The following is a 22,229-nucleotide window of genomic DNA, read 5'->3' as shown; positions in this document are numbered from 1 at the left end:
AACTACGCGACTGCATCGCTGGGTGCGATTTTCGTTTTCCCGGTTAACTCAGCCATAACGCGCAGTCATCCAACTCAACGAACCCGCTCAGTCTCCGTCACCACCATTGCTCTCGCCTTCACTGTCCTCCCCTGATCCGCGATCCCCCGTAGCTTGATTGCGACGATACGCACGGCGCAACCAACGTCCCGGATTATCAAAGGCACTTGGATCCTGGTTTACCAAGTACCTTCTCTTTCCTACCTCACTTTTCTTCGCTCCTGCCTCTCTTTTCGCCGCCTCGCTTCGCGGCTCAACCCACATAACTCGCTCGACAGTAGAGCCGACCTCTTTATCCGCCGCCTTTTTGTCATCATCCGAGACCTCACCGTGTGACGCTAGTTCGTCCGGGCGCACAGTCCACCAGGCATCCGAATCTCGACGAGCGTCATCAATTTTCCGATGCGTTCCCGGATCAACGAATGTCAGATTGGAGATATCCGTCGGCCCACCTTGAGCCCACGATTGGATATGGTGCATGTCGCACATCGCTGGCGGAGTTGCCTTACCTGGTGCCGAAGCCCCTCCTTCTTCACCGCACAGCGCAAGATATTGCGCCATTGTCCCTAGCCTCTGCGATCGCCCGAGGAACAGGCTCTGTCCCTTATCCCCCAATACCTGCAAGAACGAATTCCCCGCAACGACCTGCCCAATCGCCTCTGAAACCGTGAGCCTGACACCCGCATCACTTACCGCTTTGCCCGTGCCGGGCAACGTGAACTGCTCTCCTTCGCTGAGTTCAACTCCGGCAATCTTGGCAATATCCGAAATATGCGCCACCGTCACAATTGAGGTGGTGCCTCGAACAGGCTTCAACTCAGCCCCTTTGCCATAGCCGCCCGCTACCGTCGCTTCCAACGCATCGTGAAAGCGCTGCTCCGGATTCCGCTCATCCTTCGCGCCTTCTTTTAGCAAGCCTCCAGGACGAGCATGATCCGCCTGCAGCCGCTTGAGCATCGCTGCAAAACGCGGTGTCAAAACTCCCGATAACCGACTCATGCCATCAGCGCGCTGCGGCCCGACTTTTATCCCTCGAAGGCGCTGCCGATCCTCATCCGTGTACGGATCATCAATGCCCAACATCGCCCTGAGCCTGTGCGACAACGCGCCGAGATCATCGACACGCACCTCAGCGATGATCTCACTAACATGCTCATCAAGCGCCCGCGTCACCCGCGTATGCTCCGTCTCCGGCATATCTTTAACCGCTTTGTCAATCTTCTGCACTGCATCTCCGCCGACGACACCGTCTGCCACTTTCTCGCGCAGCGCGGGCATTCTGCCGTCTTCGCTTGCCGACGTAAAAAGCTCCGCATCCTTGCGGAGGCGCCCTAAACAACTGATTCGCTGCCTCGCTTCCGCACGGGAAATATGCGCATTCTCCGCAAGCCACGCGACCTTCCGGTGGTCAGCGGAGGGAATCTCAGGGGCCAGAGCTGCCAGGTATTCCGCATCTACAATTGCCAACCGCTTTCGTGCCCGTTCAATCCACGCGTACGCATCTCGCATATGCACGGCTGGCAATTCCCCGAAACACTCAACAACACGCTGCGACAATGCCTCAAATTGCGTAACCACATTGAGAATCTGCGAAACGGTAAGCGTTTCCCGACTTCCCCGTTGCCCATCCTGCTGACCTGGCTGAACCATTTCCCCCCCTCCTTCCACCGCGATGGAAGTATTTTCAACACCCCAAGTATCGCACACCCATTCGACCCACACAATACCCTGTGCCAACTTTTTCAAACATTCTTTCGCTTCTCTCAATACAAAAAACCGCCCTTCCAGACCAGATACAGTCCGAAAAAGCGGTTTCTACTAAACGGCCAAGAAATAATCGGCCAAAAGATTAGCCGCAGCAGGCGCAGCAGCCGCAACAGCTCGGCGCTATTACTTTAGCTTCTCCAGCTCAGCCATCGTACGCTCGTTAATCTCCTCAACGGTGCCCTCAGCGGCGATCTTGATGATCTTGTCCGCGTAGTGGTCCAGCAGCGGAGCGGTCTCATTGGCGTACACGTGCATGCGGTTACGGATAACCTCTTCAGTATCGTCCGCACGGCCACGAGCCAGCATGCGCTCGACGACGACATCCTCCGAAACATCGAACTGAACAACCGCGTCCAGCTCAGTACCCAGGTTCTTCAGCAGGCGCTCTAGCTCCTCAGCCTGGCCGACCGTGCGGGGGAAACCATCGAGCAGGAAACCCTTAGCAGCGTCGTCCTCATTCAGACGGGACTCGACCATACGAACGGTCACATCGTCCGGAACAAGGTTGCCCGCGTCGATGTAGGACTTTGCCTCGATACCGAGCGGAGTGCCCTCGCCGATGTTTGCGCGAAACAGGTCACCGGTCGAAATGTGCGGAACACCCAGCTTCTCCGAGAGGATAGCTGCCTGAGTGCCCTTGCCTGCACCGGGAGGACCTACTAGTACGAGTCGCATTACTTCAAGAACCCTTCGTAGTTACGTTGCATCATTTGGCTTTCAACCTGCTTGACCGTCGTCAGTGCAACACTGACCAGAATCAGCAGCGCCGTACCTCCAAACATACCGCCTTGGCCCGCCTGCGCGTCACCAAGTCCCAAATCGAGGGCAACATTTGGCAGAACTGCAATCAGACCCAGGTAGAGCGAGCCGACACACAGAAGACGCGTGAGGACGTAGGACAGGTATTCAGCAGTCGGACGACCTGGTCGGAAGCCCGGAATGAAGCCGCCGTACTTCTTCATGTTCTCCGCTTGTTCGTACGGGTCGTACTGCACCGAGGTGTAGAAGAACGAGAAGAACACAATCATCACGAAGAACAGCAAAATGTACTGCCAGCTCGACGGTGCCAGCAGGTACTGAATGACGTTGCGCTGCCACCAGTTGTCAGTGTTCGGGTTCGACTGCCCCGACTGAACAATCTGGGTAATCAGCACCGGCACGTAGATCAGCGAGGAAGCGAAAATGACCGGAATAACGCCCGCCTGGTTGACCTTCAGCGGAAGGTAGGTAGAGGAACCGCCGTACTGACGACGGCCAATCATGCGCTTGGCGTACTGCACCGGAATACGACGCTGACCCTGCTCGATGAAAATAACGCCGATGACCAGAATCAGAACCGCAACAAGCACAGTTGCAAAGACCACGCCACTGGTGGAGCGCAGGATGTTGGCCCCCTGCGCCGGCATGCCTGCGGCAATACCAGCGAAAATCAGCAGGGACATACCGTTACCGACACCGCGGTCAGTAATCAGCTCGCCCATCCACATGACCAGCACCGCACCAGCGGTCATGACAACCACCATCACGACCAGGTCAAAGACACCTGTACCTTCGACGAGCAGCGACTGCGAACCACCGAGCAGAGCGCCTCGGTCAGCCATTGCCACAATGCCGGCCGACTGCAGCAGCGCCAACGCCACTGTCAGATAACGCGTGTACTGTGTCATCTTTGTCTGGCCCGACTGGCCTTCCTTCTTCAACTGCTCGAAGTGTGGAATCACCACAGTCAGCAGCTGAACGATAATTGAGGCCGTAATGTACGGCATGATACCGATGCCGAAAATCGCCATCTGCAGCAGAGCGCCACCAGAAAACAGGTTAATCAGCGAATAAACGTTCGACTGATCCTTCGAAATCTGCTCGAGCTGCGCATTGACCAGCTGGTAGTCGATACCAGGGGTCGGAATCTGCGAACCGATTCGGTACAGAATAATCATCATCAAGGTGAAGAAGATCTTCTTACGCAAATCGGGATCGCGCAACGCCGCAATGAGACCGGAAGCCACGTGCATCCTCCCGCGGCCTAAGAATCCTGCAGTTTTCCCATTTTCGGGCATGTGAAAATTCTTAGACCAAATATTGACAGTATTTGACGTAGTGAGTCTACCAGCGTTGCACTCCCCTGGCGCAATACCGTCGCTTCTTACGTCGCAGCTCACACAAATCACCGCCGTCAATTTTCGCTTTACGACGTACCCAAGGTCACAAAACTTGAACAGTGTTAAAGTTTTTCGCTGTGACTACCTACAGCATTCGCATGCGTTCAAGCGCTGACGGCTCCCATATCTCCGGCGCGGAGCGCCTGGCCTCAGCTCCCGAGCTGCCGCAGTTGGCCGCTGCGATGACGAATCGCGCTTTGCGCCACGACAAGGGCTCAGCCGATACCATTCACATCACCGCGGACTGCATTGATGAGGACTCTGTAACCACAGTGCCCGCACTGACACCGCGGCTGCACACCAGTGAAACGCCCGAACAAGCTCGCGCAGTGATCACCAATCTGCTCAGAAGCGCCGGAATCACCGCAGCCGAGAAAGCGGTAAAACTTGCCTATTCGCTCACCGGCTTGCGCGGGGCCGCTCTCATAGATGCCGATACCGGTAGTCGCCTCGACCTCAACGAGGCCCGTGGCGTTCGCGTCTCCACCTTCGATGCCGTTTCCCATCCAGCTCAAAACTGCGCGAAGAATCACTTTCACGAAGCTCGTATTCTCGCCTCTAAAGTCCACAGTGCACCCGGCATTATCGCCGAAATCTGCCTTTCCGATGACCCCTTTTACACCCGTGGCTACGTCGCACTTAACGGGGTCTTCCACCGAATTCCCAATATCAAGGACTACGGCAGCACTCTCGGCACGCGTATTTTCGTCGTCAAGCCTGGGACGGATATCCCCGCGCTCATTGACTATCTGGAAAACGCGCCCGTGTATGTGGACCTCGCTGCTGCTGCCAATGCACCAGATACCCAGCTTGAACCCAAGCCCGAGCCAATAAGCCTCGCCAGCGTGGCGACTCACCGAAACGAAGCCTGGGCGAACCAGGGCTTGGCGCGCACACTGCGCACGTTCGAGACTGCGCAGTTGCCACATAGCCGCATCGACGGGACGGACTACCTCCTCTTTTCGTCCTCCGATTACCTCGGCCTTTCCACGCACCCTGCGCTTAGGAAAGCCGCCACCCAGGCAATCGACACGTTCGGCACGGGCTCGGGTGGCTCGCGACTGACCACCGGCACCAGCATCCATCAGGCGCTCGAAACCGAGCTGGCAGAATTCTTCGGCTACGATGACGCGGTCCTATTCTCAACCGGCTACCAGGCAAATCACTCGACTATCGCCGCCATCGCAACGGCGGATGTCGAAATCTTCTCCGACTCCGCCAACCACGCCTCCATCATCGACGGCTGCCGCGCCGCACGAGGTGCGGTCACCGTGTTCCCGCACGCGGATTACGACGAACTGAACCGTCTCCTCGCCGCTTCGGCCGCGCGCCACAAACTTGTCATTTCCGATGCCGTCTTCTCCATGTCCGGCGAGGTCATCGACGCACACGCCCTAGATCGCGTGTGTCGCCGCAATGGCGCATGGCTGATGCTTGACGACGCTCACGGCGTCGGCGTTATCGGTGAAAATGGTCGCGGTACAGCGCACTACTTCGGCATTCGCCCCGATATCTTGATTGGCACGGCAAGTAAGGCACTCGGAGTCGAAGGCGGATTTGTGCTGTGCGCACAGCCGGTCGCTACCCTGCTACGCAATCAAGCACGCAGTTTTGTCTATTCGACATCTATGAATCCGGGGTCGGTGGCCGCTATCCGTGCTGCGGTGACGCAGCTGGAGGCTTCGGACGTCGTAAAGCAATTGCAGCGAAACATCCGGCGGGTACGCGATCTTGTCGGCGCAAAAAGTGAGCCCGCGTCGGCGATTATCCCCTTGCAGGTAGGAGACGAGTCCGCGGCATTGGCTGCGTCAGCGCAGTTGGCGGACGCGGGCATTTTCATTCCCGCGATGCGCTACCCGACGGTGCCACGGGGCGAGGCGATGCTGCGACTGACTGTGACGGCGCGGCATACCGATGATGACATTGCGCGTTTGGCGCAGGCGCTGCACGCTATCAAACTGCAGTAGGATTCGCGTGAAGAAGATACAAAAAATCCCCAAAACCATTGGTTTCGGGGATTTTTCTAGCAGCTATGAACAGCTATGAAAGCTTAGGCCTCGGTAACCGAGCCGCCTGCAGCCTCGATCTTGGACTTTGCGGAGCCCGAGAACTTGGTTGCGGTGACGTTGACGGAGACATTGATGTCACCGTCGCCCAGAACCTTCACCGGCTGGTTAGCGCGGACAGCGCCCTTTGCAACCAGGTCGGCGATGGTGACGTCGCCACCGTTCGGGAACAGACGCTCCAAATCCGACACGTTGACCACCTGGAAGGTGACCTTTGCCGGGTTCTTGAAGCCCTTCAACTTCGGCAGGCGCATGTGGATTGGCATCTGGCCACCCTCGAATGCTGCCGAAACCTGCTTGCGGGCCTTGGTGCCCTTGGTGCCGCGACCAGCGGTCTTACCCTTGGAAGCCTCACCACGGCCGACGCGAGTCTTGTCCTTCTTAGCGCCCGGAGCCGGGGCCAAGTCATGGAGCTTAATTGGTTCGCTCATGGTTTACCTACTCCCCCGCTACTTCTTCAACCTCGACCATGTGGCGCACGACGTTGACGAGACCGCGAACTTCCGGGGTATCCGGACGAACGACGGACTGGTGACGGCGCTTCAGGCCAAGAGTACGCAGCGAATCCTTCTGATTCTGCTTGGTACCAGCGGTACCACGGACCTGGGTAATCTTCAGTGCCATGAAAATCACGCTCCCTGACCTGCGCGGGCGCGCAGCATACGTGCCGGGGTGACCTCTTCGAGGGACTTGCCACGGCGTGCGGCAACCTCTTCAGGGCGAACCAGCTGCTTGAGAGCATCAACGGTTGCGTGGACAACGTTGATGGAGTTGTTCGTACCCAGCGACTTGGACAGGACGTCCTGAACACCGGCGCACTCAAGAACCGGGCGGACAGCGCCGCCGGCGATGAGACCGGTACCAGGTGCGGCCGGACGCAGCAGCACAATGCCAGCAGCGGTCTCACCCTGGACCGGGTGAGTAATGGTGCCAGCAATCATCGGGACGCGGAAGAAGTTCTTACGAGCCTCTTCTGCACCCTTCTGAATAGCTGCCGGAACTTCCTTAGCCTTGCCGTAGCCGACGCCGACCATACCCTGGCCGTCACCGACGATGACAAGTGCGGTGAAGCTGAAGCGACGACCGCCCTTGACGACCTTGGAAACTCGGTTGATGGTAACTACGCGCTCGATGTACTGCGAACGCTCGTCCTGCTGGCGACGGTCGTTACCGCGGCCACCACGACGGTTGTTGTTCTTGTTGTCAGCGGAGTCACGTCCGCCTTCGCGCTTATCGCGTTCCGACATCACGCATTCCTTCCGTTGGACTTGTAAGTGCGCATTAGAACTTCAGACCACCTTCACGGGCAGCCTCGGCCAGAGCAGCAACGCGGCCATGGTACTGGTAACCACCGCGGTCGAAGACGACCTTCTCGATGCCAGCTTCCTTGGCGCGAGCAGCAATCAGCTCGCCGACCTTGGCGCTCTTAGCCTTCTTGTCGCCTTCAAAGCCACGAAGGTCTGCGTCCAGAGTGGAAGCAGCAGCCAGGGTGCGACCGACGGTGTCGTCGATGACCTGAGCAGTGATGTGGCGAGAAGAGCGGTGCACGACGAGGCGCGGTGCCTCGGAGGTGCCGCGGACGTTCTTGCGCAGACGTGCGTGACGGCGGGCGCGGGCGACGCGACGACGAGTCGAGATGTCCTTGCCTACCGGGAGGCGCTTTTCGTTGGTGTTGCTCATTACTTACCCGTCTTTCCGATCTTGCGACGGATCTGCTCGCCCTCGTAACGAATACCCTTGCCCTTGTAAGGATCATCCTTACGCAGACGACGGATATTTGCAGCGAGCTGTCCGACCTGCTGCTTATCAATACCAGTGATCGAAAGCTTGTTGTTGCCGTCGACGTCGAAGGTGACGCCTTCCGGAGCCTCGACCAGGATTGGGTGCGAGTAGCCCAGGGAGAACTCGAGATTCTTGCCCTTCTTGGCGACGCGGTAGCCAACACCGAAGATTTCCATCTTGATGGTGTAGCCCTCGGTAACACCGACAACCATGTTGTTAATCAGCGAACGGGACAGGCCGTGCAGGGAGCGGTTCTTGCGGTTGTCATCCGGACGGTTGACAACAATCTCATTGTCCTTCAGCTCAACGGTGATTGGAGCCGGGATGGACACGGACAGCTCACCCTTCGGGCCCTTGACGGAAACGTCCTGGCCGTTGACAGCAGCGGTAACGTTTGCTGGCACAACGACAGGGTTCTTACCAATACGAGACATTGTGTAGTTCCCCCTTTACCAGACGTAAGCGAGGACTTCCCCGCCAACCTTCTTCTCGTAAGCCTGACGGTCAGTCAGCAGACCCTGAGACGTGGAGATGATAGCCACGCCCAGGCCACCGAGGACCTTCGGCAGGTTAGTGGACTTAGCGTAGACGCGCAGACCCGGCTTGGAGACACGGCGGACGCCAGCGATAGAACGCTCGCGAGACGGGCCGTACTTCAGGTTCAGGGTCAGAGTCTTGCCGACCTTGGCATCCTCGACAGCGTAGTCCGAAATGTAACCCTCAGACTTGAGGATCTCGGCAATATTAGCCTTCAGCTTGGACGACGGCATCGAGACAGTGTCGTGGTACGCGTTGTTTGCGTTACGCACGCGCGACAGCATGTCGGCGATTGGGTCAGTCATGGTCATGGTTAGTGACCGTATCCTTTCTCGCCGCGGTTCCTTCCCACCTCGTGGCAAACCATCCGCTCAACCACAGCAAACAACAACAGTCGCTCACTGCGTGAGATCAAAAAAGCTTTGTGCCAATATCGTGATTCCAGCGATTTAAGGGCTACTGTTCGCCAATTCGGTTCAGTAGCCGAATCAGCTCGCCACCCAGGTGACACCAGAGACGATGCGAGGCGAGGGGCCTACAGCAAAGTTCTTACAATTACACCTGACCTCCCTCGGAGGGCAGACCACGCGATACTACCAAATGCCCACGTTAAAGACAAAATCCTTTTATTTATGCGATTGCTTTTCCGACTGCTTCACTTGCGGGGACCCCATAGCCAACGTACCGGGAACGCACCGCGACGGGCTCCAATTTTGATATCGGCATCCTCATGGGTTCACTTAAATGTGGCAGCATCAATACAACATCCGTGCGAAAGGGTTTGGCATGTTAACGGTTGAGGTCAGCGTGCTGGCCGCTCGGCTCGCATTAGCATTAGTACTGGGCACTCTCATCGGAGCTGAGCGCCAATTGCGCGCCAGCACAGCCGGACTTCGCACAACCACACTCATTACTGTCGGCGCGGCCCTCTTTACTCTCTTTGGTGCGACCGCTTTCCCGGGCTCCGACCCCTTACGAGTTTCCGCACAAATTGTCACCGGCATAGGCTTTATCGGCGCCGGCGTGATCATTAAGCATGGAAGCACCATTTCAGGATTGAACACGGCCGCAACCATCTGGGTCTCTGGCGCGATTGGAGCGTTTGCCGGTGCCGGTATCTGGCAGGCCGCGCTCCTTGGCTCGGCCGCAGTTATTCTCATCAACTCTGCGCTACGCCCATTGTCGCGGCTGCTCGCTAGCACTTCCCGCGCCGGGGCTCATGCCGAAGACACCAATTACACCATCTCAGTTACATGCCGTACCGACAATGAGGTGGAAATTCGCAACGCCCTTTTCGACACCATCAATAAGTCGCCCCTCACTATGATGAGCTTTTCCGCCCGTGATTCAGAAGATGGCGCCTACGCCACCATGCGAATTTTGGTTCACGCCCTCCAGCGCAACGATGCCTCCTTGGAGGACACTCTCCGAGCCGTCGTCAAGCACCCAGCCGTAACGGACATTAGCTGGAGCGCCTCCGAGACGTAGTGCCGCTGTCCGCCCTACCCAACACACGCAAAAATCGCTCTGGAGAAGTCTCCCCAGAGCGATTCATGCAAATCTCGCTTTACGACGCGGCGAACCCGCTAGCTTTTTAGAGCTGGTCGGCGATGATGTTGCCCATTGCCTTTTCACCAGCGATGGTCGGGTGGTTGGTCATCGGACCCATCACCGGATCCATGAAGCCAGCGACGTAGCGCTCGTCCTCATTCGGCTGGCAGGTGCCGTGGCCGATGGTTGCCTGGTAGACGTCAATGAAGTCGGCGCCGACGAACTCAGCAGCGTGCTTCAGGGAGTCGCGCAGACCGGCCTGAACCTGTGTTGCACCCGGAGCAGGAATTGGGTTGACGCGGCCCGGGGTGTTGACCAGGCAGAGCTTGTCGTCGGTAGCGTACTCCGGGTAGGAAGCCAGAACGATCTTGGCCTTCGGGGCAACCTGGTGGACACGGTCCGAGAACAGCTTAATCTGCTGCTTGAAGATGGTCGGAGCGTTTGGCGCCGGCTTTGCGACGAGTTCACCTGCAACGTCGACCCACTGGATGAAGTCCATACCGCCGTACATCAGGACAACGTTCTCGGTGCCCTCTCCAATGTCGCCGTACTGGATAGCCATCTCGAGGTATGCCAGCAGCTGCCCCGGTGCACCGCCGAGGCCGTTGCAGGACCAATCGCCCAGAGACTTGTTCAGCTTGTGAGCGGCAACCTTTGGCCAGTTCTCCATGTCGGTTGCGCAGTTTGCAACCAGCGGAGTCTGACCCGGCTCCAGGCCACGCGGGCCACCCTTGCCAGCGTTTGCAGTGAAGGAGTCACCGAAAGTGACAAGCTGCTTAACGCCCTTGGCCGGGTTGGTACCGATGCCCGGAATCGGGATGTTCGGCAGCTGCGGCTGAGCGGTGGCAGCGCCCGCGCCCATGCTGAGCCCCAGTGCGGCGACCATTGCAACGGCAGCCGAACGAGCTGCTACTGAGAATTTCTTCATAGATAAGTCCCTTGCGTTTCTGAACTTGCGTGTCTGGACATGAGATTGATATTGCGGGAAACTGATACGCGCGTTACTACTACTCATGTTTCGATTGCGTTCATTTCGCCAACAGATTTCGTCAGCCGAAACAATAACAGATGAGAGTCTATAACGGCCGGGTCACGAATGCCTAACTAATTTTCAAAATGAACTGTGATTTTCTTGGTCTTTTTCCGCAATAACGCCCCCTACCAGTCGCGACGGGGTTAAAAAATTTTATAAGACAAAGCGCTTTGCCAGCCCTGGTCGCCCCAGTTCGAGCTACGTCTCCCCGCGCACCCCGTTTAGGCCAAGTTATAAAGGTAAGCCACAGGGACAAGACAAAACAGACCCTAGATACGAAAAACCCCGAGAAACCAAGTTTCTCGGGGTCTATTCGAGTTCTTATGCGTCGTCGCTATTGCGACTACTGACTACTTCTTGAACGGGAAGCCCAGCTCGCGCAGCAGCACGCGGCCTTCCTCGTTGTTGGTAGCAGTGGTGACGACGGTGATGTCCATACCGCGCGGGCGGTCAATCTTATCAACGTCGATCTCGTAGAACATGGTCTGCTCGGACAGGCCGAAGGTGTAGTTACCGTGACCATCGAACTGCTGATCAGACAGGCCGCGGAAGTCACGGATTCGTGGCAGAGCCACGGTCAGCAGACGGTCCAGGAACTCCCACATGCGGTCGCCACGCAGGGTGACGCGAGCGCCGATGGCGTCGCCTTCACGCAGCTTGAAGTTAGCGATCGACTTGCGGGCACGACGGGTCTCCGGCTTCTGACCAGTGATCAGAGTCAGGTCGTTGATTGCGCCGTTAATCTGCTTCTTGTCCTGAGCAGCGGCACCAACGCCCATGTTGACGACGACCTTGGTGATACCCGGAACCTGCATGACGTTCTCGTAGGAGAACTGATCCTGCAGCTTGCCGCGAATTTCCTCGCGGTAACGAGTCTTCAGACGAGGGGTGTAATTTTCGCTCATGCTTAGATGTCCTTCCCGGTACGGCGGGAGATGCGAACCTTCTTGCCGTCCTCATCGAAGCGGTAGCCGACGCGAGTCGGGGTACCGTCTTCGTCGACCAGCATGACGTTCGACACGTGAATCGGAGCTTCCTGGGTGACAATGCCGCCCGAGGATGCGCCGCGCTCCGCAGCGGAGTTTGCAACGTGCTTCTTGATACGGTTAACGCCCTCGACCAGAACCTTGTCGCGCTTCGGGTAGGCCTCGATGACCTTGCCCTGAGCACCCTTGTCCGGACCGGAGATAACCAGCACGGTATCGCCCTTACGGATCTTCACTTAAATCACCTCCGGTGCGAGCGAGACAATCTTCATGAACTTCTTGTCACGCAGCTCACGCGCGACCGGGCCGAAGATACGAGTACCCTTCGGCTCACCATCAGCCTTGATGATCACAGCAGCGTTCTCATCGAAGGAGATGTAGGAACCGTCCGGACGACGGGTCTCCTTCTTTGCACGAACGATGACTGCCTTAACGATTTCGCCTGCCTTGACGTTGCCGCCCGGAGCAGCTTCCTTGACAGAAGCGACGATGGTGTCGCCAATGCCAGCGAAGCGTCGGGTCGAGCCGCCGAGAACGCGGATGCACAGAAGTTCACGTGCACCGGTGTTGTCGGCAACGCGCAGACGGGATTCCTGCTGAATCACTGCGGTTCTCCTGACCTGGTTGCATTGTGCGTCAGATTTCCGTCCTAAACGCACGCGGTCTTTATGTCTTGCGTTTGCGCTTTACGACGAAAACACCGATAAGCGGTATCTTTCATATCGTTTGGCCTCCCACTCCCAACAGTCGAAACCGTCGGGGCAGTTTGAGGCCACTTCGCGCAACCTGTGTATTATGGCACGTTCCAGCGGGACAACAAAATCCCTCTGTTTTGCGCTCTCATTGCACTGATCTCCGTATTGATCTCCGTATTGACACTGCCCCGCAAGAATCTCAGCCACGCGCCTAGCGTTACGGCATAGACAACTAAACCCAGAACCAACTCCGAAGGTCGGTTGGGAGGGGGTAACGACTTACGAATTCAACGTACCCATCAGTACATAGACAGGGGGTAGTGCAATGTAGCCCCTGTTGAAGAGAAACTACGCAGAATTCTCATACCCGACCAGTTTCCACCCCATTTGTACTGGTCTTATTAGGCAAAGCACAGTGATTTATCGCAGCAGATGCTCTTATATATAAGAGGGGGAAACCGCAGTTACTGCGGTTGAGGAATGCCCGTAAGGAACATTAAATCGATGGTGCTGGCTTGTTGCTATTTCGTCGCTTTTTCTTCGGCAATTTCGCAATGAGCACTCATAATCAAACAGCCGCACCTGTCACGGTCTGAGGTAGATGGCCACCAGGTGCGGTGCTCAAAGATGGGGAAGGTCCTGTCATGTCATCACATGCACATCCACATGAACCGCACAAGGCCTCCGAGACTTCGAAACTGAATTGGCTCCGCGCAGGCGTTCTCGGCGCTAACGACGGCATTGTTTCCACGGCCTTGATTCTGCTGAGCGTTATTGCAGCAGGTTCCTCACGCGAGGCAATTCTCACCGCCGGTGCAGCAGCAGTGATTGCCGGTGCAATCTCAATGGCTCTGGGTGAGTACGTTTCGGTGTCGACTCAGCGCGATACTGAACGCGCTCTGATCGCCAAGGAAAAGGCAGAGCTGAAGGAGTTCCCCGAGGAGGAGCACAAGGAGCTGGTCGGTATTCTCGCCGGCTATGGCATCCCGGCACACATCGCTGAAGACGCCGCCTCCGGCATCGAACAGAACGATCCGCTCGCGGCACACCTCAAGCTGGAGTTGGGTATTGATGGCGAAGAGCTGACCAATCCATGGGCAGCCGCGGGTTCCTCGGCCCTATCGTTCCTGCTCGGCGCAATTCTGCCGATGATTGCGGCCATGATCTTTACTGGCCCAACCGCCGGTGCAATTGCAGTCACCGTTGTCACGATTGTGACACTGGCACTGACCGGTTTCATCAGCGCCAAGCTCAGTGCTACGCACTCCGGCAAGGCTGCACTCCGACTGGTTATCGGTGGTGCACTCGGTTTGGTCGTGTCCTACCTGGTCGGTCTACTCTTCGGTCAGGCCGTCGGCTAAACCGTCTACTGCGCAGGGATCACAAAAAATTAATCAACGTAGCTGGTCCTCGTCTTATTCAACCAGGCGTAGACCGCACCGATTCCCAGTCCGCCGCCGACGAAGTTGCCCACCCACACGGCAACCCAGTTTCCGGTGACGTGCAGACTATCGAAGCTGGCGGGCTGTGGGTCTGCGAAAAAGGCCAAGGAAAACAGCGAGAAGTTCGCAATCACGTGCTCGAGCCCGAGCCCGACAAACACTGCAATAATCGGCAGAATCACCACGAACTTCGAGACAATTTCCTTGGCCTTTAGTGCACCTACCACAGCCATGTTGACCACGAAGTTCGCGCCCATCGCCTCAATGAATGCGCCGAAGAATGGCTTGGCCAGCTTACCTTCCGTCAACGTCGAGATCAGATGTGTGTCATCAACGCCGCCGAGCTTTGCACTTTGGCTCAATACCAGCGCCACAATCGCCGCGCCAATGAAGTTATAGAACGTCGCAACAACGACCATTCTGAGTGCCAGTCCCCACGGCATACGACCGCGAGTTGCCGACCAGGACACAAACATCATGCTGCCAGTCGCCAGCTCCGCGCCGAGCACTACGATGGCAAACAGTCCCAGCCCAAACAGGCAGGCGAAGACAAGACCACCAGTCCCCGGCACCACGCTCTCCGCAACCTGGCCGGCCACCGCGGCAAATGCCGTGCCGAGCGTCAGGTACATGCCCGCCAGGACCGCGCGCACCGCAAATCGCGCATAGTCCTTCGTCAGCAATTCCTGCTTCTTATCCCCCGCCGTATCCAGCGTTTCCTGTAGCGCCACCGCCGCTGCCTTCCCACATGCCGATTAATGCAGTTATTCGTGTAGAATAATAATGACTACGCGGCGCTTAAGCACATACGCTTTACGACGGTACGACGTGCCCTACCCCCGCTCAAGCACTGCGACCAAGAATTGTGATTCACCGTCGAAGGGACGCAAATCCCAAGTCGAGTAGCGCTGGGTGACCTTCAGTCCCGCCTCCTGCGCGGTGGTTTCAAAGTCAGCGAAGTCCCAGCCTCGGCCGGCACCGAAACCGACAACGGCGCGGCCGCCCTCCGGATTCAGTACCTCTGCAAAGCCTTTCAGCACCTTCACACGGTCTTCAGTTGCCACAAAGGTCAGCACGTTACCGGGACAAATGATGACATCGAAGCCGGTTGCGGTGTCACCTTCGGGTGTGTTCTCCAGGCCGTCGTCAAGCCCCTGCAGCACCTGCGGCAGCTGTGCTAAGTCCCCTACCAACCACGTTGCGTCGGCGAACTGGCGCTTGGCCTCGTCGATGAGGTAGGCGTCGACGTCGACACCGACGACGCGGTGGCCTGCCTTGGCTAGATAGCCGCCCACGCGCCCCTGACCGCAGCCGGCGTCGAGAATCCGCGCGTGACGAGGTGCCATCGCGTCCGCCAACCGCGCCTCGCCGTCGATGTCGCGGCCTTCGCGCACGAAACCCCGCCAGCGGTTGGCGTAGCGACGCGAGTGCTGCGGGTCGGCGGCGATGATTTCTTTCCAGGTGCGATGACTATTGCTCATGGTCACCATTATGGCGCAGTCTCGCTATTCGCTAGTTCGAGGGCTTGTAGCCTTGCTGTGCCATGAAGTCGCGTAAGGGGTTATCCCCCTGGCATTCCGGAACTTTGCCACTTCGGACTCGCTTCATCACCGCCCTGCGACCGCGGGTTATGCCGATTGCTCGAATCCACGAATTTACTATTCTGCGCCATGGCAGGTCCGTAGTCTCCCGTACGAGTGTCCCGGAGGGTGATGAATCGGCCTAAATACCCAAGACTGCCTTGGCAATCAGGAAGTAGATAATCAGACCCGATGCATCGACCAGCGTGGTGATGAACGGGTTTGCAAACACAGCTGGGTCAATACCGAGCTTCTTACCAATCAGTGGCATGATGCCACCAACTGTTGCTGCAAGCGTGCAGATGCCCAGGAGCGTCAGACCGATAACCGCGCCGATATTCCAGCCATAGAAGACGCCAGCCAAAAGGAAACCAAGCAGGCCAAGCAACAATCCCAAGAACGCGCCGACGCGAATCTCCCGGAAGATTACCTTGAGGATGTCACGGGGCTGAACATCGCCAAGTGCCACCGCACGGGTAATTGTGGTTGCCGCCTGGTTGCCGGTATTACCACCGGTACCAATCAGCAGTGGCACAAAGATCGAGAGCACAACCATCTGCGATAGTGTTTCCTCGAACCGCTCCAGCACCTGCACAGTCAACGTCGCACCGATGGCCAGCACCAACAGCCACACCACGCGGGAGCGGACGATTTCGAAAATTGGAGTTGCCAAGTACGGCAGACGCAGTGGCTCAGAACCGGAGATACGAGCTTGATCCTCAGAGTCCGCCTCTTCAAGAATTTGTAGCGCATCGTCCACTGTCAGCAGACCGATGACGCGCTGTTCGCTATCCACGATGGGCAGCGCAAGTCGCTTTCGGTCCGCGCACATGCGAGCGACGAGCTCTTCATTCTCAGTGGCTTCAGCGTAGTCGGCCTTCTTTACCAGCGTAGACACCAACGCCTCTGAGTCCGCCCGCATCAGATCTCGCAGGCTCACAACACCCACCAGGCGTCGGCCCTTAGTCGACACCGGCAGGGTGTAGATGGACTCGGCATCATCCAAGTGCTGATGCACAGTCTCCAGGGCCTTGCCCACCGTCATATCGTCGTGAAGCGAGACCAGCTCCGGGCTCATGCGACGACCAATAGAACCGTCAGGGTAGCCGAGAACGATGTTGGTGAGCTCGCGTTCATCCTCAGGAAGACCAGCCAGCAGCTTGGCAGCAACCGAAGCCGGCAGTTCATCGAGCAGCTCAGCTCGGTCATCCGGTTCCATTTCCGCAAAGACAGCGGTAACTTCCGGGTCACGAAGGCTCTCAATCAGGTGTGCCTGCAGCGCTGGGTCGAGCTCGTCAAACGTCTCAACGGCTGTGTCCTTTGGCAGCGTGCGGTAGAACAGCGCACGCTCTTCATGCCCCAAGCGGCGCATCAGCTTCGCAGCGGCCCGGGGCTCAATATCACTCAACAGCCGTGAAAGCTCAGGCAAGTCATGAGAACGAAGTGCCGAATTAAGTTCTCTGTCATCAATTTTGGTTACGGACTTCGTCATCGTAATTCTCCCCTCACCTGGCTCAAATCCTCCGCTATGCTATCAGAGCCAAACCCGCTGGGAGAGCCACTTCATTTAGCAAACGTTAAGAATTCACCCAATGACAATGTTGCGGATAATCGGGTGCCGATACCGCGACTGAGGTGCCGATGACTCACTAGAAAGAACAAAACCCCGCCACAGAAAACACTCTTGGTGTTTCCCGCGGCGGGGTTTCGTCGTAAAGCATAAGCTGCGAGGGCAGCTAGCGGGCTTTACTTAGCCTTCTCGACGATTTCGAGCAGACGGAAGTGCTTGTCCTTGGAAAGCGGACGGCACTCTTCGATCAGGACGCGGTCGCCCACGCCTGCCTCTTCGTTCTCGTCATGCGCCTTGACCTTGGAGTTGGTGCGCATGATCTTGCCGTACAGGGCGTGCTGCTTGCGGTCCTCGAGCTCGACAACGATGGTCTTCTGCATCTTGTCGGACACGACGTAACCGGTGCGCACCTTACGTGCGCCAGCCTCGGTGGTGTTCATGTTTTCCTCACTCATGCTGCATCACCATCATTATCGGCTGGTGCAGCGGAAAGGCCGAGCTCGCGCTCACGCATAATGGTGTAAATGCGAGCAATATCCTTACGGACAGTGCGGAGACGGCGGTTGTTGGTCAGCTGACCGGTAGCGCTCTGGAAACGGAGGTTGAACAGCTCCTCCTTAGACTCCTTGAGCTTGGCAACCAGGTCATCGTTATCCAGCGAGCGAAGCTCGTGGGCGGGAATGCCGTTCGACATCAGTACTGATCCTCCTTCCGAACGATTCGGGTCTTAATCGGCAGCTTAGCGCCTGCGCGCTTGAGAGCCTCAATGGCAACTGCCTCGTCCGGGTAGGACATCTCGAACAGGATGCGACCCGGCTTGACGTTTGCAACCCACTTCTCGACCGGGCCCTTACCGGAACCCATACGAACACCCAGTGGCTTCTGGGTCAGCGGGCGGTCCGGGAAAATCTGAATCCAGACCTTGCCACCACGCTTGACGTGGCGGTTAATAGCAATACGAGCTGCCTCAATCTGACGGTTGGTGATGTAGGACGGCTCGAGAGCCTGAAGACCGAAGTCACCGAAGGTCACCTTGTTGCCACCCTTGGACATGCCAGAGCGGGTCGGGCGGTGCTGACGACGGAACTTAACGCGCTTCGGGATGAGCATGAATTAGCCCTCCTTCTTCTCAGACGCACGCTGACGACGCTTGCCGCCACGACGCGGGCGATCATTGCGACGCGGGCGATCGTTACGAGCGTTGATCTCGGACTCGCGACGGCCACCGATGACGTCACCCTTGTAGATCCACACCTTCACGCCGATGCGGCCGAAGGTGGTGTGAGCCTCGTGGGTGCCGTAGTCGATTTCCGCACGCAGGGTGTGCAGCGGAACGCGACCCTCGTGGTAACGCTCGGTGCGGCCCATTTCGGCACCGCCCAGACGACCGGAGCAGACAACCTTGATGCCCTTGACGTGCGGCTGACGCATTGCAGACTGGATAGCCTTGCGCATTGCACGACGGAAGGCGACACGGTTGGCCAGCTGTTCAGCGATGGACTGAGCAACGAGCTTCGCATCAGCGTCGATGTTCTTAACTTCAAGGATGTTCAGCTGAACCTGCTTGCCCGTCAGCTTCTCCAGCTCACCGCGGATGCGGTCAGCCTCGGAGCCACGACGGCCAATGACGATACCCGGGCGAGCGGTGTGGATGTCCACACGCACGCGGTCACGGGTGCGCTCGATGACGACATCGGAGATGCCGGCGCGCTCGAGGCCGGTGGACAGCAGATCGCGGATCTTGATGTCCTCGGCCAGGTAGTCAGCGTACTGCTTGTCGGCGTACCAGCGGGACTTCCAGTCGCTGGAAATACCGAGGCGAAGACCGTGTGGATGGATCTTCTGTCCCACTATCGGTCACCTTCCTTCTGGCTCTCGACGACCACGGTGATGTGGCTGGTGCGCTTGCGGACGTGGAAAGCACGGCCCTGCGCACGCGGGCGGAAGCGCTTCATGGTCGGTCCCTCGTTGGCGAAAGCCTCGGAGATGACCAGAGTACGACGGTCCAGGCCGAAGTTGTTCTCAGCGTTTGCAGCTGCAGAAGCAACAACCTTTGCGACCGGCTCAGCAGCACCCTGCGGAGCGTACTCCAGGATGTTCAGCGCCTCGTCGACGGACTTACCGCGAACGGTGTCCAGGACGCGACGTGCCTTCATCGGGGTGACGCGGACGAAGCGCGCAGTTGCGCGTGCAGAAGTAATGTCGTTGCTCATGGCTTATCGACGTCCCTTCTTGTCATCCTTGACGTGACCCTTAAAGGTCTTGGTCGGGGCGAATTCGCCCAGCTTGTGGCCGACCATAGAGTCATCCACGAAAACCGGCACGTGCTTGCGACCGTCGTGAACGGCGAAGGTGTGGCCGATGAAATCGGGGAGAATCGTGGAGCGGCGAGACCAGGTCTTGATGACCTGCTTGGTGCCCTTCTCGTTCTGTGCATCGACCTTCGCGAGGAGGTGCTCATCGACGAACGGGCCCTTCTTAAGGCTGCGTGGCATTCTCAGTTCCCTCCTTAGCGCTTCTTATTCTTGTTGGTACGACGGCGGCGAACGATCAACGGATCGGACGGACGGTTCGGCTTACGGGTGCGGCCTTCCTTCTGGCCCCACGGGGAAACCGGGTGGCGACCACCGGAGGTCTTACCCTCACCACCACCGTGCGGGTGGTCAACCGGGTTCATGACAACACCGCGGACGGTCGGGCGCCAGCCCTTCCAACGCATACGACCAGCCTTACCCCAACGGATGTTGATCTGGTCCTGGTTGCCGACCTCACCGATGGATGCACGGCAACGTGCGTCGACACGGCGGATCTCAGAAGACGGCATACGCAAAACTGCGTACTTGCCTTCCTTACCCAGCAGCTGGATCGAAGCACCAGCAGAACGAGCCATCTTGGCACCAGCGCCCGGCTTCAGTTCCACGCAGTGAATGGTGGTACCGGTCGGGATGTTGCGCAGCGGCAAGTTGTTACCAACCTTGATGTCGGCGTTCGGGCCGGACTCAACGATGGCACCCTGCTTCAGGTTCTTCGGGGCGATGATGTAGCGCTTCTCACCGTCTGCGTAGTGCAGCAGAGCGATGTTAGCGGTGCGGTTCGGGTCGTACTCGATGTGAGCGACCTTTGCCGGAATGCCGTCCTTGTCATTACGACGGAAGTCGATGACACGGTACTGGCGCTTGTGCCCGCCACCCTTGTGGCGAGTGGTGATGTGACCGTGAACGTTACGGCCACCAGTCTTCGACAGCGGGCGCAGCAGAGACTTCTCAGGAGTCGAGCGAGTAACCTCGCTGAACTCGGAGACGGAGCTCTGGCGGCGACCCGGCGTAGTCGGCTTGTACTTACGAATAGCCATACTTTTGCTCTTCCTTAACTTCCTCGTCGGCTAGCGGCTACGCTGCCGAACCGCCGAAGATGTCGATGGGATCGCTGCCGGCCGCGAGAGTCACGTAGGCGCGCTTGGTGTTCTTGCGCTTGCCGTAGCCGGTGCGGGAACGCTTGCGCTTGCCCTCACGGTTGAGGGTGTTGACGGAAGCGACCTTGACACCGAAAATCTCCTGGACCGCGATCTTGATCTGGGTCTTGTTAGCGTCAGGGTGAACCAGGAACGTGTAAACGCCCTGCTCCATGAGTCCGTAGGACTTCTCAGACACAACCGGTGCAACGATTACGTCGCGGGGATCTGCGATGGTAGCCATTACTTCTCCTCCTTACCGGCAGTACGAGCGATGAAGTCATTCAGAGCCTGGACGGCGAAGATGACGTCATCGGCCTTCAGAACGTCGTAGGTGTTCAGCTGGTCCTGTGGAAGGATGTGCACGCCCGGCAGGTTGCGGACGGACTTCCACGAGTTAACATCCTCGCGCGGCAGAACGACGAGAACGCTGCGGCGCTCGGTCAGACGCTCAACGAAGGAGCGTGCAGCCTTGGTGGACGGGGTCTGGCCCGGGACCAGTTCCTCGACAACGTGGATACGGTCGTGGCGAGCACGGTCAGACAGTGCGCCGCGCAGAGCAGCTGCAACCATCTTCTTCGGGGTGCGCTGAGAGTAGTCACGCGGCACCGGACCGTGGACAATGCCACCGCCGGTCCAGTGAGGAGCGCGAATCGAGCCCTGACGAGCGCGACCGGTGCCCTTCTGGCGCCATGGCTTACGGCCACCACCGCGAACCTCGCCGCGAGTCTTGACCTTGTGAGTACCCTGGCGAGCTGCTGCACGCTGTGCGACAACAACCTGGTGCATCAGGGCGATGGACACCTCCGCGTCGAACACGGAAGCAGGAAGCTCAACCGAACCGTTCACGCCGCCGTCAGCGGTGTGTACGTCTAGCTTGAGGTTGGTCATGCGTGAGCACCACCCTTCGTGGCAGTCTTAACAACCAGCAGGCCGCCGCGTGCACCCGGAACTGCGCCCTTTATGAGCAGCAGGTTCGCGTCAGCGTCAACCTTCTGGATCTTCAGGTTCTGGGTTGTGACCCGGTCGTTACCCATACGGCCTGCCATGCGCTTGCCCTTGAAAATACGTCCAGGGGTGGCGCAGGCGCCAATGCCACCGACGCGGCGGTGAGCGGCCTGGTTACCGTGAGCAGCGCCCTGACCAGCAAAGCCGTGGCGCTTCATACCACCGGCGAAGCCGTGGCCCTTGGTGGTGCCAGTGACGTCGACGTACTCGATATCGCCGAAGATGTCGACACCAACGGTCTGGCCAACCTCGTAAGAGGAAGCGTCCGGGGTGCGAATCTCAACGCTGTGACGACGCGGGGTCACGCCGGCCTTCTTGAAGTGGCCGGCCTGCGGCTTGTTGACCTTGCGCGGGTCAATTTCGCCGAATGCGATCTGGACGGCGTCGTAGCCGTCGGTTTCCTTAGTGCGCACCTGAGTCACAACGCACGGCCCAGCCTCAACGACGGTAACCGGAACAACGCGGTTATCCTCGTCGAAGATCTGAGTCATACCGAGCTTCGTGCCCAGGATGCCCTTGATCTCGTTTTCACTCATTTATCTTGTCTCCGCTACCAAAAGTCC

Annotated in this window: 29 protein-coding genes; 3 read left to right on the top strand and 26 right to left on the bottom strand. The window is 58.1% G+C overall.

Annotation, left to right across the window (positions count from 1 at the left end; translation table 11 throughout):
* Positions 1-87: 87 nt before the first annotated feature.
* From Q4E11_RS05685 to secY, 3 genes are all read right to left on the bottom strand, one after another.
* Positions 88-1,689: an HNH endonuclease signature motif containing protein gene (locus Q4E11_RS05685; RefSeq protein WP_303164335.1), complete on the bottom strand. Its 1,602-nt coding sequence runs from the start codon at positions 1,687-1,689 to the stop codon at positions 88-90.
* 240 nt (positions 1,690-1,929) lie between these two features.
* Positions 1,930-2,481 (bottom strand): adenylate kinase, encoded by a 552-nt coding sequence (locus Q4E11_RS05680; protein WP_303164334.1) that lies wholly within the window; start codon positions 2,479-2,481, stop codon positions 1,930-1,932.
* Positions 2,481-3,818, bottom strand: coding sequence for a preprotein translocase subunit SecY (secY, locus tag Q4E11_RS05675; RefSeq protein ID WP_303164333.1), 1,338 nt, complete (start codon positions 3,816-3,818; stop codon positions 2,481-2,483). The genes Q4E11_RS05680 and secY overlap by 1 nt, the downstream gene beginning before the upstream one ends.
* Positions 3,819-4,042: 224 nt before the next feature.
* Between secY and Q4E11_RS05670 the strand changes: the two genes are divergently transcribed.
* Positions 4,043-5,932 (top strand): 6-carboxyhexanoate--CoA ligase, encoded by a 1,890-nt coding sequence (locus tag Q4E11_RS05670; protein WP_303164332.1) that lies wholly within the window; start codon positions 4,043-4,045, stop codon positions 5,930-5,932.
* A gap of 83 nt (positions 5,933-6,015) precedes the next feature.
* On the opposite strand, the gene rplO is transcribed toward Q4E11_RS05670, so the two are convergent.
* From rplO to rpsH, 6 genes are read right to left on the bottom strand one after another with little or no spacing between them, the layout of a single operon-like run.
* Positions 6,016-6,462 carry a 50S ribosomal protein L15 gene (rplO, locus tag Q4E11_RS05665; RefSeq protein ID WP_303164331.1) on the bottom strand — a complete coding sequence of 149 codons (447 nt, stop codon included), beginning with the start codon at positions 6,460-6,462 and terminating at the stop codon, positions 6,016-6,018.
* 7 nt (positions 6,463-6,469) lie between these two features.
* Positions 6,470-6,655: a 50S ribosomal protein L30 gene (gene rpmD, locus Q4E11_RS05660; protein ID WP_303164330.1), complete on the bottom strand. Its 186-nt coding sequence runs from the start codon at positions 6,653-6,655 to the stop codon at positions 6,470-6,472.
* 5 nt (positions 6,656-6,660) lie between these two features.
* Positions 6,661-7,278 (bottom strand): 30S ribosomal protein S5, encoded by a 618-nt coding sequence (gene rpsE, locus Q4E11_RS05655; protein WP_303164329.1) that lies wholly within the window; start codon positions 7,276-7,278, stop codon positions 6,661-6,663.
* Positions 7,279-7,312: 34 nt separating this feature from the next.
* Positions 7,313-7,711, bottom strand: coding sequence for a 50S ribosomal protein L18 (gene rplR / locus Q4E11_RS05650; protein WP_303164328.1), 399 nt, complete (start codon positions 7,709-7,711; stop codon positions 7,313-7,315).
* Entirely contained in the window at positions 7,711-8,247 is a 537-nt protein-coding gene (gene rplF, locus Q4E11_RS05645) for a 50S ribosomal protein L6 (RefSeq protein WP_303164327.1), read from the bottom strand. The genes rplR and rplF overlap by 1 nt, the downstream gene beginning before the upstream one ends.
* A gap of 15 nt (positions 8,248-8,262) precedes the next feature.
* A complete protein-coding gene (rpsH, locus tag Q4E11_RS05640) occupies positions 8,263-8,661 on the bottom strand; it encodes a 30S ribosomal protein S8 (protein WP_303164326.1) in 399 nt (132 codons plus the stop codon).
* A 475-nt stretch (positions 8,662-9,136) separates the two neighbouring features.
* On the opposite strand from rpsH, the gene Q4E11_RS05635 reads away from it, so the two are divergent.
* Positions 9,137-9,838, top strand: a complete 702-nt coding sequence (locus Q4E11_RS05635; RefSeq protein WP_303164325.1) for an MgtC/SapB family protein — start codon at positions 9,137-9,139, stop codon at positions 9,836-9,838.
* A 106-nt stretch (positions 9,839-9,944) separates the two neighbouring features.
* Here the strand turns inward: Q4E11_RS05635 and Q4E11_RS05630 are convergent, their stop codons facing one another.
* The 4 genes from Q4E11_RS05630 to rplN all read right to left on the bottom strand — a co-directional run bounded on the left by Q4E11_RS05630 (position 9,945) and on the right by rplN (position 12,525).
* On the bottom strand, positions 9,945-10,829 hold the full coding sequence (locus Q4E11_RS05630; RefSeq protein ID WP_303164324.1) for a GDSL-type esterase/lipase family protein: 885 nt from the start codon (positions 10,827-10,829) through the stop codon (positions 9,945-9,947).
* A 455-nt stretch (positions 10,830-11,284) separates the two neighbouring features.
* A complete protein-coding gene (gene rplE / locus Q4E11_RS05625) occupies positions 11,285-11,839 on the bottom strand; it encodes a 50S ribosomal protein L5 (RefSeq protein ID WP_303164323.1) in 555 nt (184 codons plus the stop codon).
* Between the two features lie 2 nt (positions 11,840-11,841).
* On the bottom strand, positions 11,842-12,156 hold the full coding sequence (rplX, locus tag Q4E11_RS05620; protein WP_005509963.1) for a 50S ribosomal protein L24: 315 nt from the start codon (positions 12,154-12,156) through the stop codon (positions 11,842-11,844).
* On the bottom strand, positions 12,157-12,525 hold the full coding sequence (gene rplN, locus Q4E11_RS05615) for a 50S ribosomal protein L14 (protein ID WP_303164321.1): 369 nt from the start codon (positions 12,523-12,525) through the stop codon (positions 12,157-12,159). It lies immediately after the preceding gene.
* A 734-nt stretch (positions 12,526-13,259) separates the two neighbouring features.
* Between rplN and Q4E11_RS05610 the strand changes: the two genes are divergently transcribed.
* Positions 13,260-13,976 (top strand): VIT family protein, encoded by a 717-nt coding sequence (locus tag Q4E11_RS05610; RefSeq protein ID WP_303164320.1) that lies wholly within the window; start codon positions 13,260-13,262, stop codon positions 13,974-13,976.
* Positions 13,977-14,005: 29 nt separating this feature from the next.
* Here the strand turns inward: Q4E11_RS05610 and Q4E11_RS05605 are convergent, their stop codons facing one another.
* The 13 genes from Q4E11_RS05605 to rplC form a co-directional block, all read right to left on the bottom strand.
* Entirely contained in the window at positions 14,006-14,788 is a 783-nt protein-coding gene (locus Q4E11_RS05605; protein WP_303164318.1) for a formate/nitrite transporter family protein, read from the bottom strand.
* Between the two features lie 102 nt (positions 14,789-14,890).
* Positions 14,891-15,547 carry a bifunctional 2-polyprenyl-6-hydroxyphenol methylase/3-demethylubiquinol 3-O-methyltransferase UbiG gene (locus tag Q4E11_RS05600; RefSeq protein WP_303164317.1) on the bottom strand — a complete coding sequence of 219 codons (657 nt, stop codon included), beginning with the start codon at positions 15,545-15,547 and terminating at the stop codon, positions 14,891-14,893.
* 232 nt (positions 15,548-15,779) lie between these two features.
* Positions 15,780-17,129, bottom strand: a complete 1,350-nt coding sequence (gene mgtE / locus Q4E11_RS05595; protein WP_303164316.1) for a magnesium transporter — start codon at positions 17,127-17,129, stop codon at positions 15,780-15,782.
* A 254-nt stretch (positions 17,130-17,383) separates the two neighbouring features.
* Positions 17,384-17,662, bottom strand: a complete 279-nt coding sequence (gene rpsQ, locus Q4E11_RS05590; RefSeq protein ID WP_303164315.1) for a 30S ribosomal protein S17 — start codon at positions 17,660-17,662, stop codon at positions 17,384-17,386.
* Complete coding sequence (gene rpmC / locus Q4E11_RS05585) at positions 17,659-17,901, bottom strand: 50S ribosomal protein L29 (RefSeq protein ID WP_303164313.1); 243 nt, start codon at positions 17,899-17,901, stop codon at positions 17,659-17,661. Before rpmC ends, rpsQ begins: the two co-directional genes overlap by 4 nt.
* Positions 17,901-18,317: a 50S ribosomal protein L16 gene (gene rplP, locus Q4E11_RS05580; RefSeq protein WP_303164312.1), complete on the bottom strand. Its 417-nt coding sequence runs from the start codon at positions 18,315-18,317 to the stop codon at positions 17,901-17,903. Before rplP ends, rpmC begins: the two co-directional genes overlap by 1 nt.
* Positions 18,318-18,320: 3 nt before the next feature.
* Positions 18,321-19,058 carry a 30S ribosomal protein S3 gene (gene rpsC / locus Q4E11_RS05575; RefSeq protein WP_303164311.1) on the bottom strand — a complete coding sequence of 246 codons (738 nt, stop codon included), beginning with the start codon at positions 19,056-19,058 and terminating at the stop codon, positions 18,321-18,323.
* Positions 19,058-19,420 (bottom strand): 50S ribosomal protein L22, encoded by a 363-nt coding sequence (gene rplV, locus Q4E11_RS05570; RefSeq protein WP_303164309.1) that lies wholly within the window; start codon positions 19,418-19,420, stop codon positions 19,058-19,060. Before rplV ends, rpsC begins: the two co-directional genes overlap by 1 nt.
* 3 nt (positions 19,421-19,423) lie before the next feature.
* Entirely contained in the window at positions 19,424-19,702 is a 279-nt protein-coding gene (rpsS, locus tag Q4E11_RS05565; protein WP_005509882.1) for a 30S ribosomal protein S19, read from the bottom strand.
* Between the two features lie 14 nt (positions 19,703-19,716).
* Positions 19,717-20,559 (bottom strand): 50S ribosomal protein L2, encoded by an 843-nt coding sequence (gene rplB, locus Q4E11_RS05560; protein WP_303164307.1) that lies wholly within the window; start codon positions 20,557-20,559, stop codon positions 19,717-19,719.
* A 37-nt stretch (positions 20,560-20,596) separates the two neighbouring features.
* A complete protein-coding gene (gene rplW / locus Q4E11_RS05555) occupies positions 20,597-20,902 on the bottom strand; it encodes a 50S ribosomal protein L23 (protein WP_303164306.1) in 306 nt (101 codons plus the stop codon).
* Positions 20,902-21,549: a 50S ribosomal protein L4 gene (gene rplD, locus Q4E11_RS05550; RefSeq protein WP_303164305.1), complete on the bottom strand. Its 648-nt coding sequence runs from the start codon at positions 21,547-21,549 to the stop codon at positions 20,902-20,904. The genes rplW and rplD overlap by 1 nt, the downstream gene beginning before the upstream one ends.
* Complete coding sequence (rplC, locus tag Q4E11_RS05545; RefSeq protein WP_303164304.1) at positions 21,546-22,202, bottom strand: 50S ribosomal protein L3; 657 nt, start codon at positions 22,200-22,202, stop codon at positions 21,546-21,548. Before rplC ends, rplD begins: the two co-directional genes overlap by 4 nt.
* Between the last annotated feature and the right edge of the window lie 27 nt (positions 22,203-22,229).

This window comes from Corynebacterium sp., assembly GCF_030532195.1.
Classification (GTDB): Bacteria; Actinomycetota; Actinomycetes; order Mycobacteriales; family Mycobacteriaceae; genus Corynebacterium.
The sequence above is the reverse complement of the archived record's forward strand: the minus strand, read 5'-3'. Positions and strand labels throughout refer to the sequence as shown.

Bases quoted from the DNA above. Each gene is read 5' to 3' on its own strand.
- rpsS (WP_005509882.1), bottom strand. From the start codon at position 19,702: ATGCCACGCAGCCTTAAGAAGGGCCCGTTCGTCGATGAGCACCTCCTC.
- rplD (WP_303164305.1), bottom strand. From the start codon at position 21,549: ATGACCAACCTCAAGCTAGACGTACACACCGCTGACGGCGGCGTGAAC.
- Q4E11_RS05685 (WP_303164335.1), bottom strand. From the start codon at position 1,689: ATGGTTCAGCCAGGTCAGCAGGATGGGCAACGGGGAAGTCGGGAAACG.
- rplF (WP_303164327.1), bottom strand. From the start codon at position 8,247: ATGTCTCGTATTGGTAAGAACCCTGTCGTTGTGCCAGCAAACGTTACC.
- rpmC (WP_303164313.1), bottom strand. From the start codon at position 17,901: ATGTCGAACGGCATTCCCGCCCACGAGCTTCGCTCGCTGGATAACGAT.
- rpsE (WP_303164329.1), bottom strand. From the start codon at position 7,278: ATGTCGGAACGCGATAAGCGCGAAGGCGGACGTGACTCCGCTGACAAC.
- Q4E11_RS05680 (WP_303164334.1), bottom strand. From the start codon at position 2,481: ATGCGACTCGTACTAGTAGGTCCTCCCGGTGCAGGCAAGGGCACTCAG.
- rplE (WP_303164323.1), bottom strand. From the start codon at position 11,839: ATGAGCGAAAATTACACCCCTCGTCTGAAGACTCGTTACCGCGAGGAA.
- rplC (WP_303164304.1), bottom strand. From the start codon at position 22,202: ATGAGTGAAAACGAGATCAAGGGCATCCTGGGCACGAAGCTCGGTATG.
- mgtE (WP_303164316.1), bottom strand. From the start codon at position 17,129: ATGACGAAGTCCGTAACCAAAATTGATGACAGAGAACTTAATTCGGCA.
- secY (WP_303164333.1), bottom strand. From the start codon at position 3,818: ATGCACGTGGCTTCCGGTCTCATTGCGGCGTTGCGCGATCCCGATTTG.
- rplP (WP_303164312.1), bottom strand. From the start codon at position 18,317: ATGCTCATCCCGAAGCGCGTTAAGTTCCGTCGTCAGCACCGCCCGACC.
- Q4E11_RS05610 (WP_303164320.1), top strand. From the start codon at position 13,260: ATGTCATCACATGCACATCCACATGAACCGCACAAGGCCTCCGAGACT.
- rplW (WP_303164306.1), bottom strand. From the start codon at position 20,902: ATGGCTACCATCGCAGATCCCCGCGACGTAATCGTTGCACCGGTTGTG.
- rplO (WP_303164331.1), bottom strand. From the start codon at position 6,462: ATGAGCGAACCAATTAAGCTCCATGACTTGGCCCCGGCTCCGGGCGCT.
- rpsH (WP_303164326.1), bottom strand. From the start codon at position 8,661: ATGACCATGACTGACCCAATCGCCGACATGCTGTCGCGCGTGCGTAAC.
- Q4E11_RS05635 (WP_303164325.1), top strand. From the start codon at position 9,137: ATGTTAACGGTTGAGGTCAGCGTGCTGGCCGCTCGGCTCGCATTAGCA.
- rplB (WP_303164307.1), bottom strand. From the start codon at position 20,559: ATGGCTATTCGTAAGTACAAGCCGACTACGCCGGGTCGCCGCCAGAGC.
- Q4E11_RS05630 (WP_303164324.1), bottom strand. From the start codon at position 10,829: ATGAAGAAATTCTCAGTAGCAGCTCGTTCGGCTGCCGTTGCAATGGTC.
- Q4E11_RS05600 (WP_303164317.1), bottom strand. From the start codon at position 15,547: ATGGTGACCATGAGCAATAGTCATCGCACCTGGAAAGAAATCATCGCC.
- rplR (WP_303164328.1), bottom strand. From the start codon at position 7,711: ATGAGCAACACCAACGAAAAGCGCCTCCCGGTAGGCAAGGACATCTCG.
- rplV (WP_303164309.1), bottom strand. From the start codon at position 19,420: ATGAGCAACGACATTACTTCTGCACGCGCAACTGCGCGCTTCGTCCGC.
- rpmD (WP_303164330.1), bottom strand. From the start codon at position 6,655: ATGGCACTGAAGATTACCCAGGTCCGTGGTACCGCTGGTACCAAGCAG.
- rpsQ (WP_303164315.1), bottom strand. From the start codon at position 17,662: ATGAGTGAGGAAAACATGAACACCACCGAGGCTGGCGCACGTAAGGTG.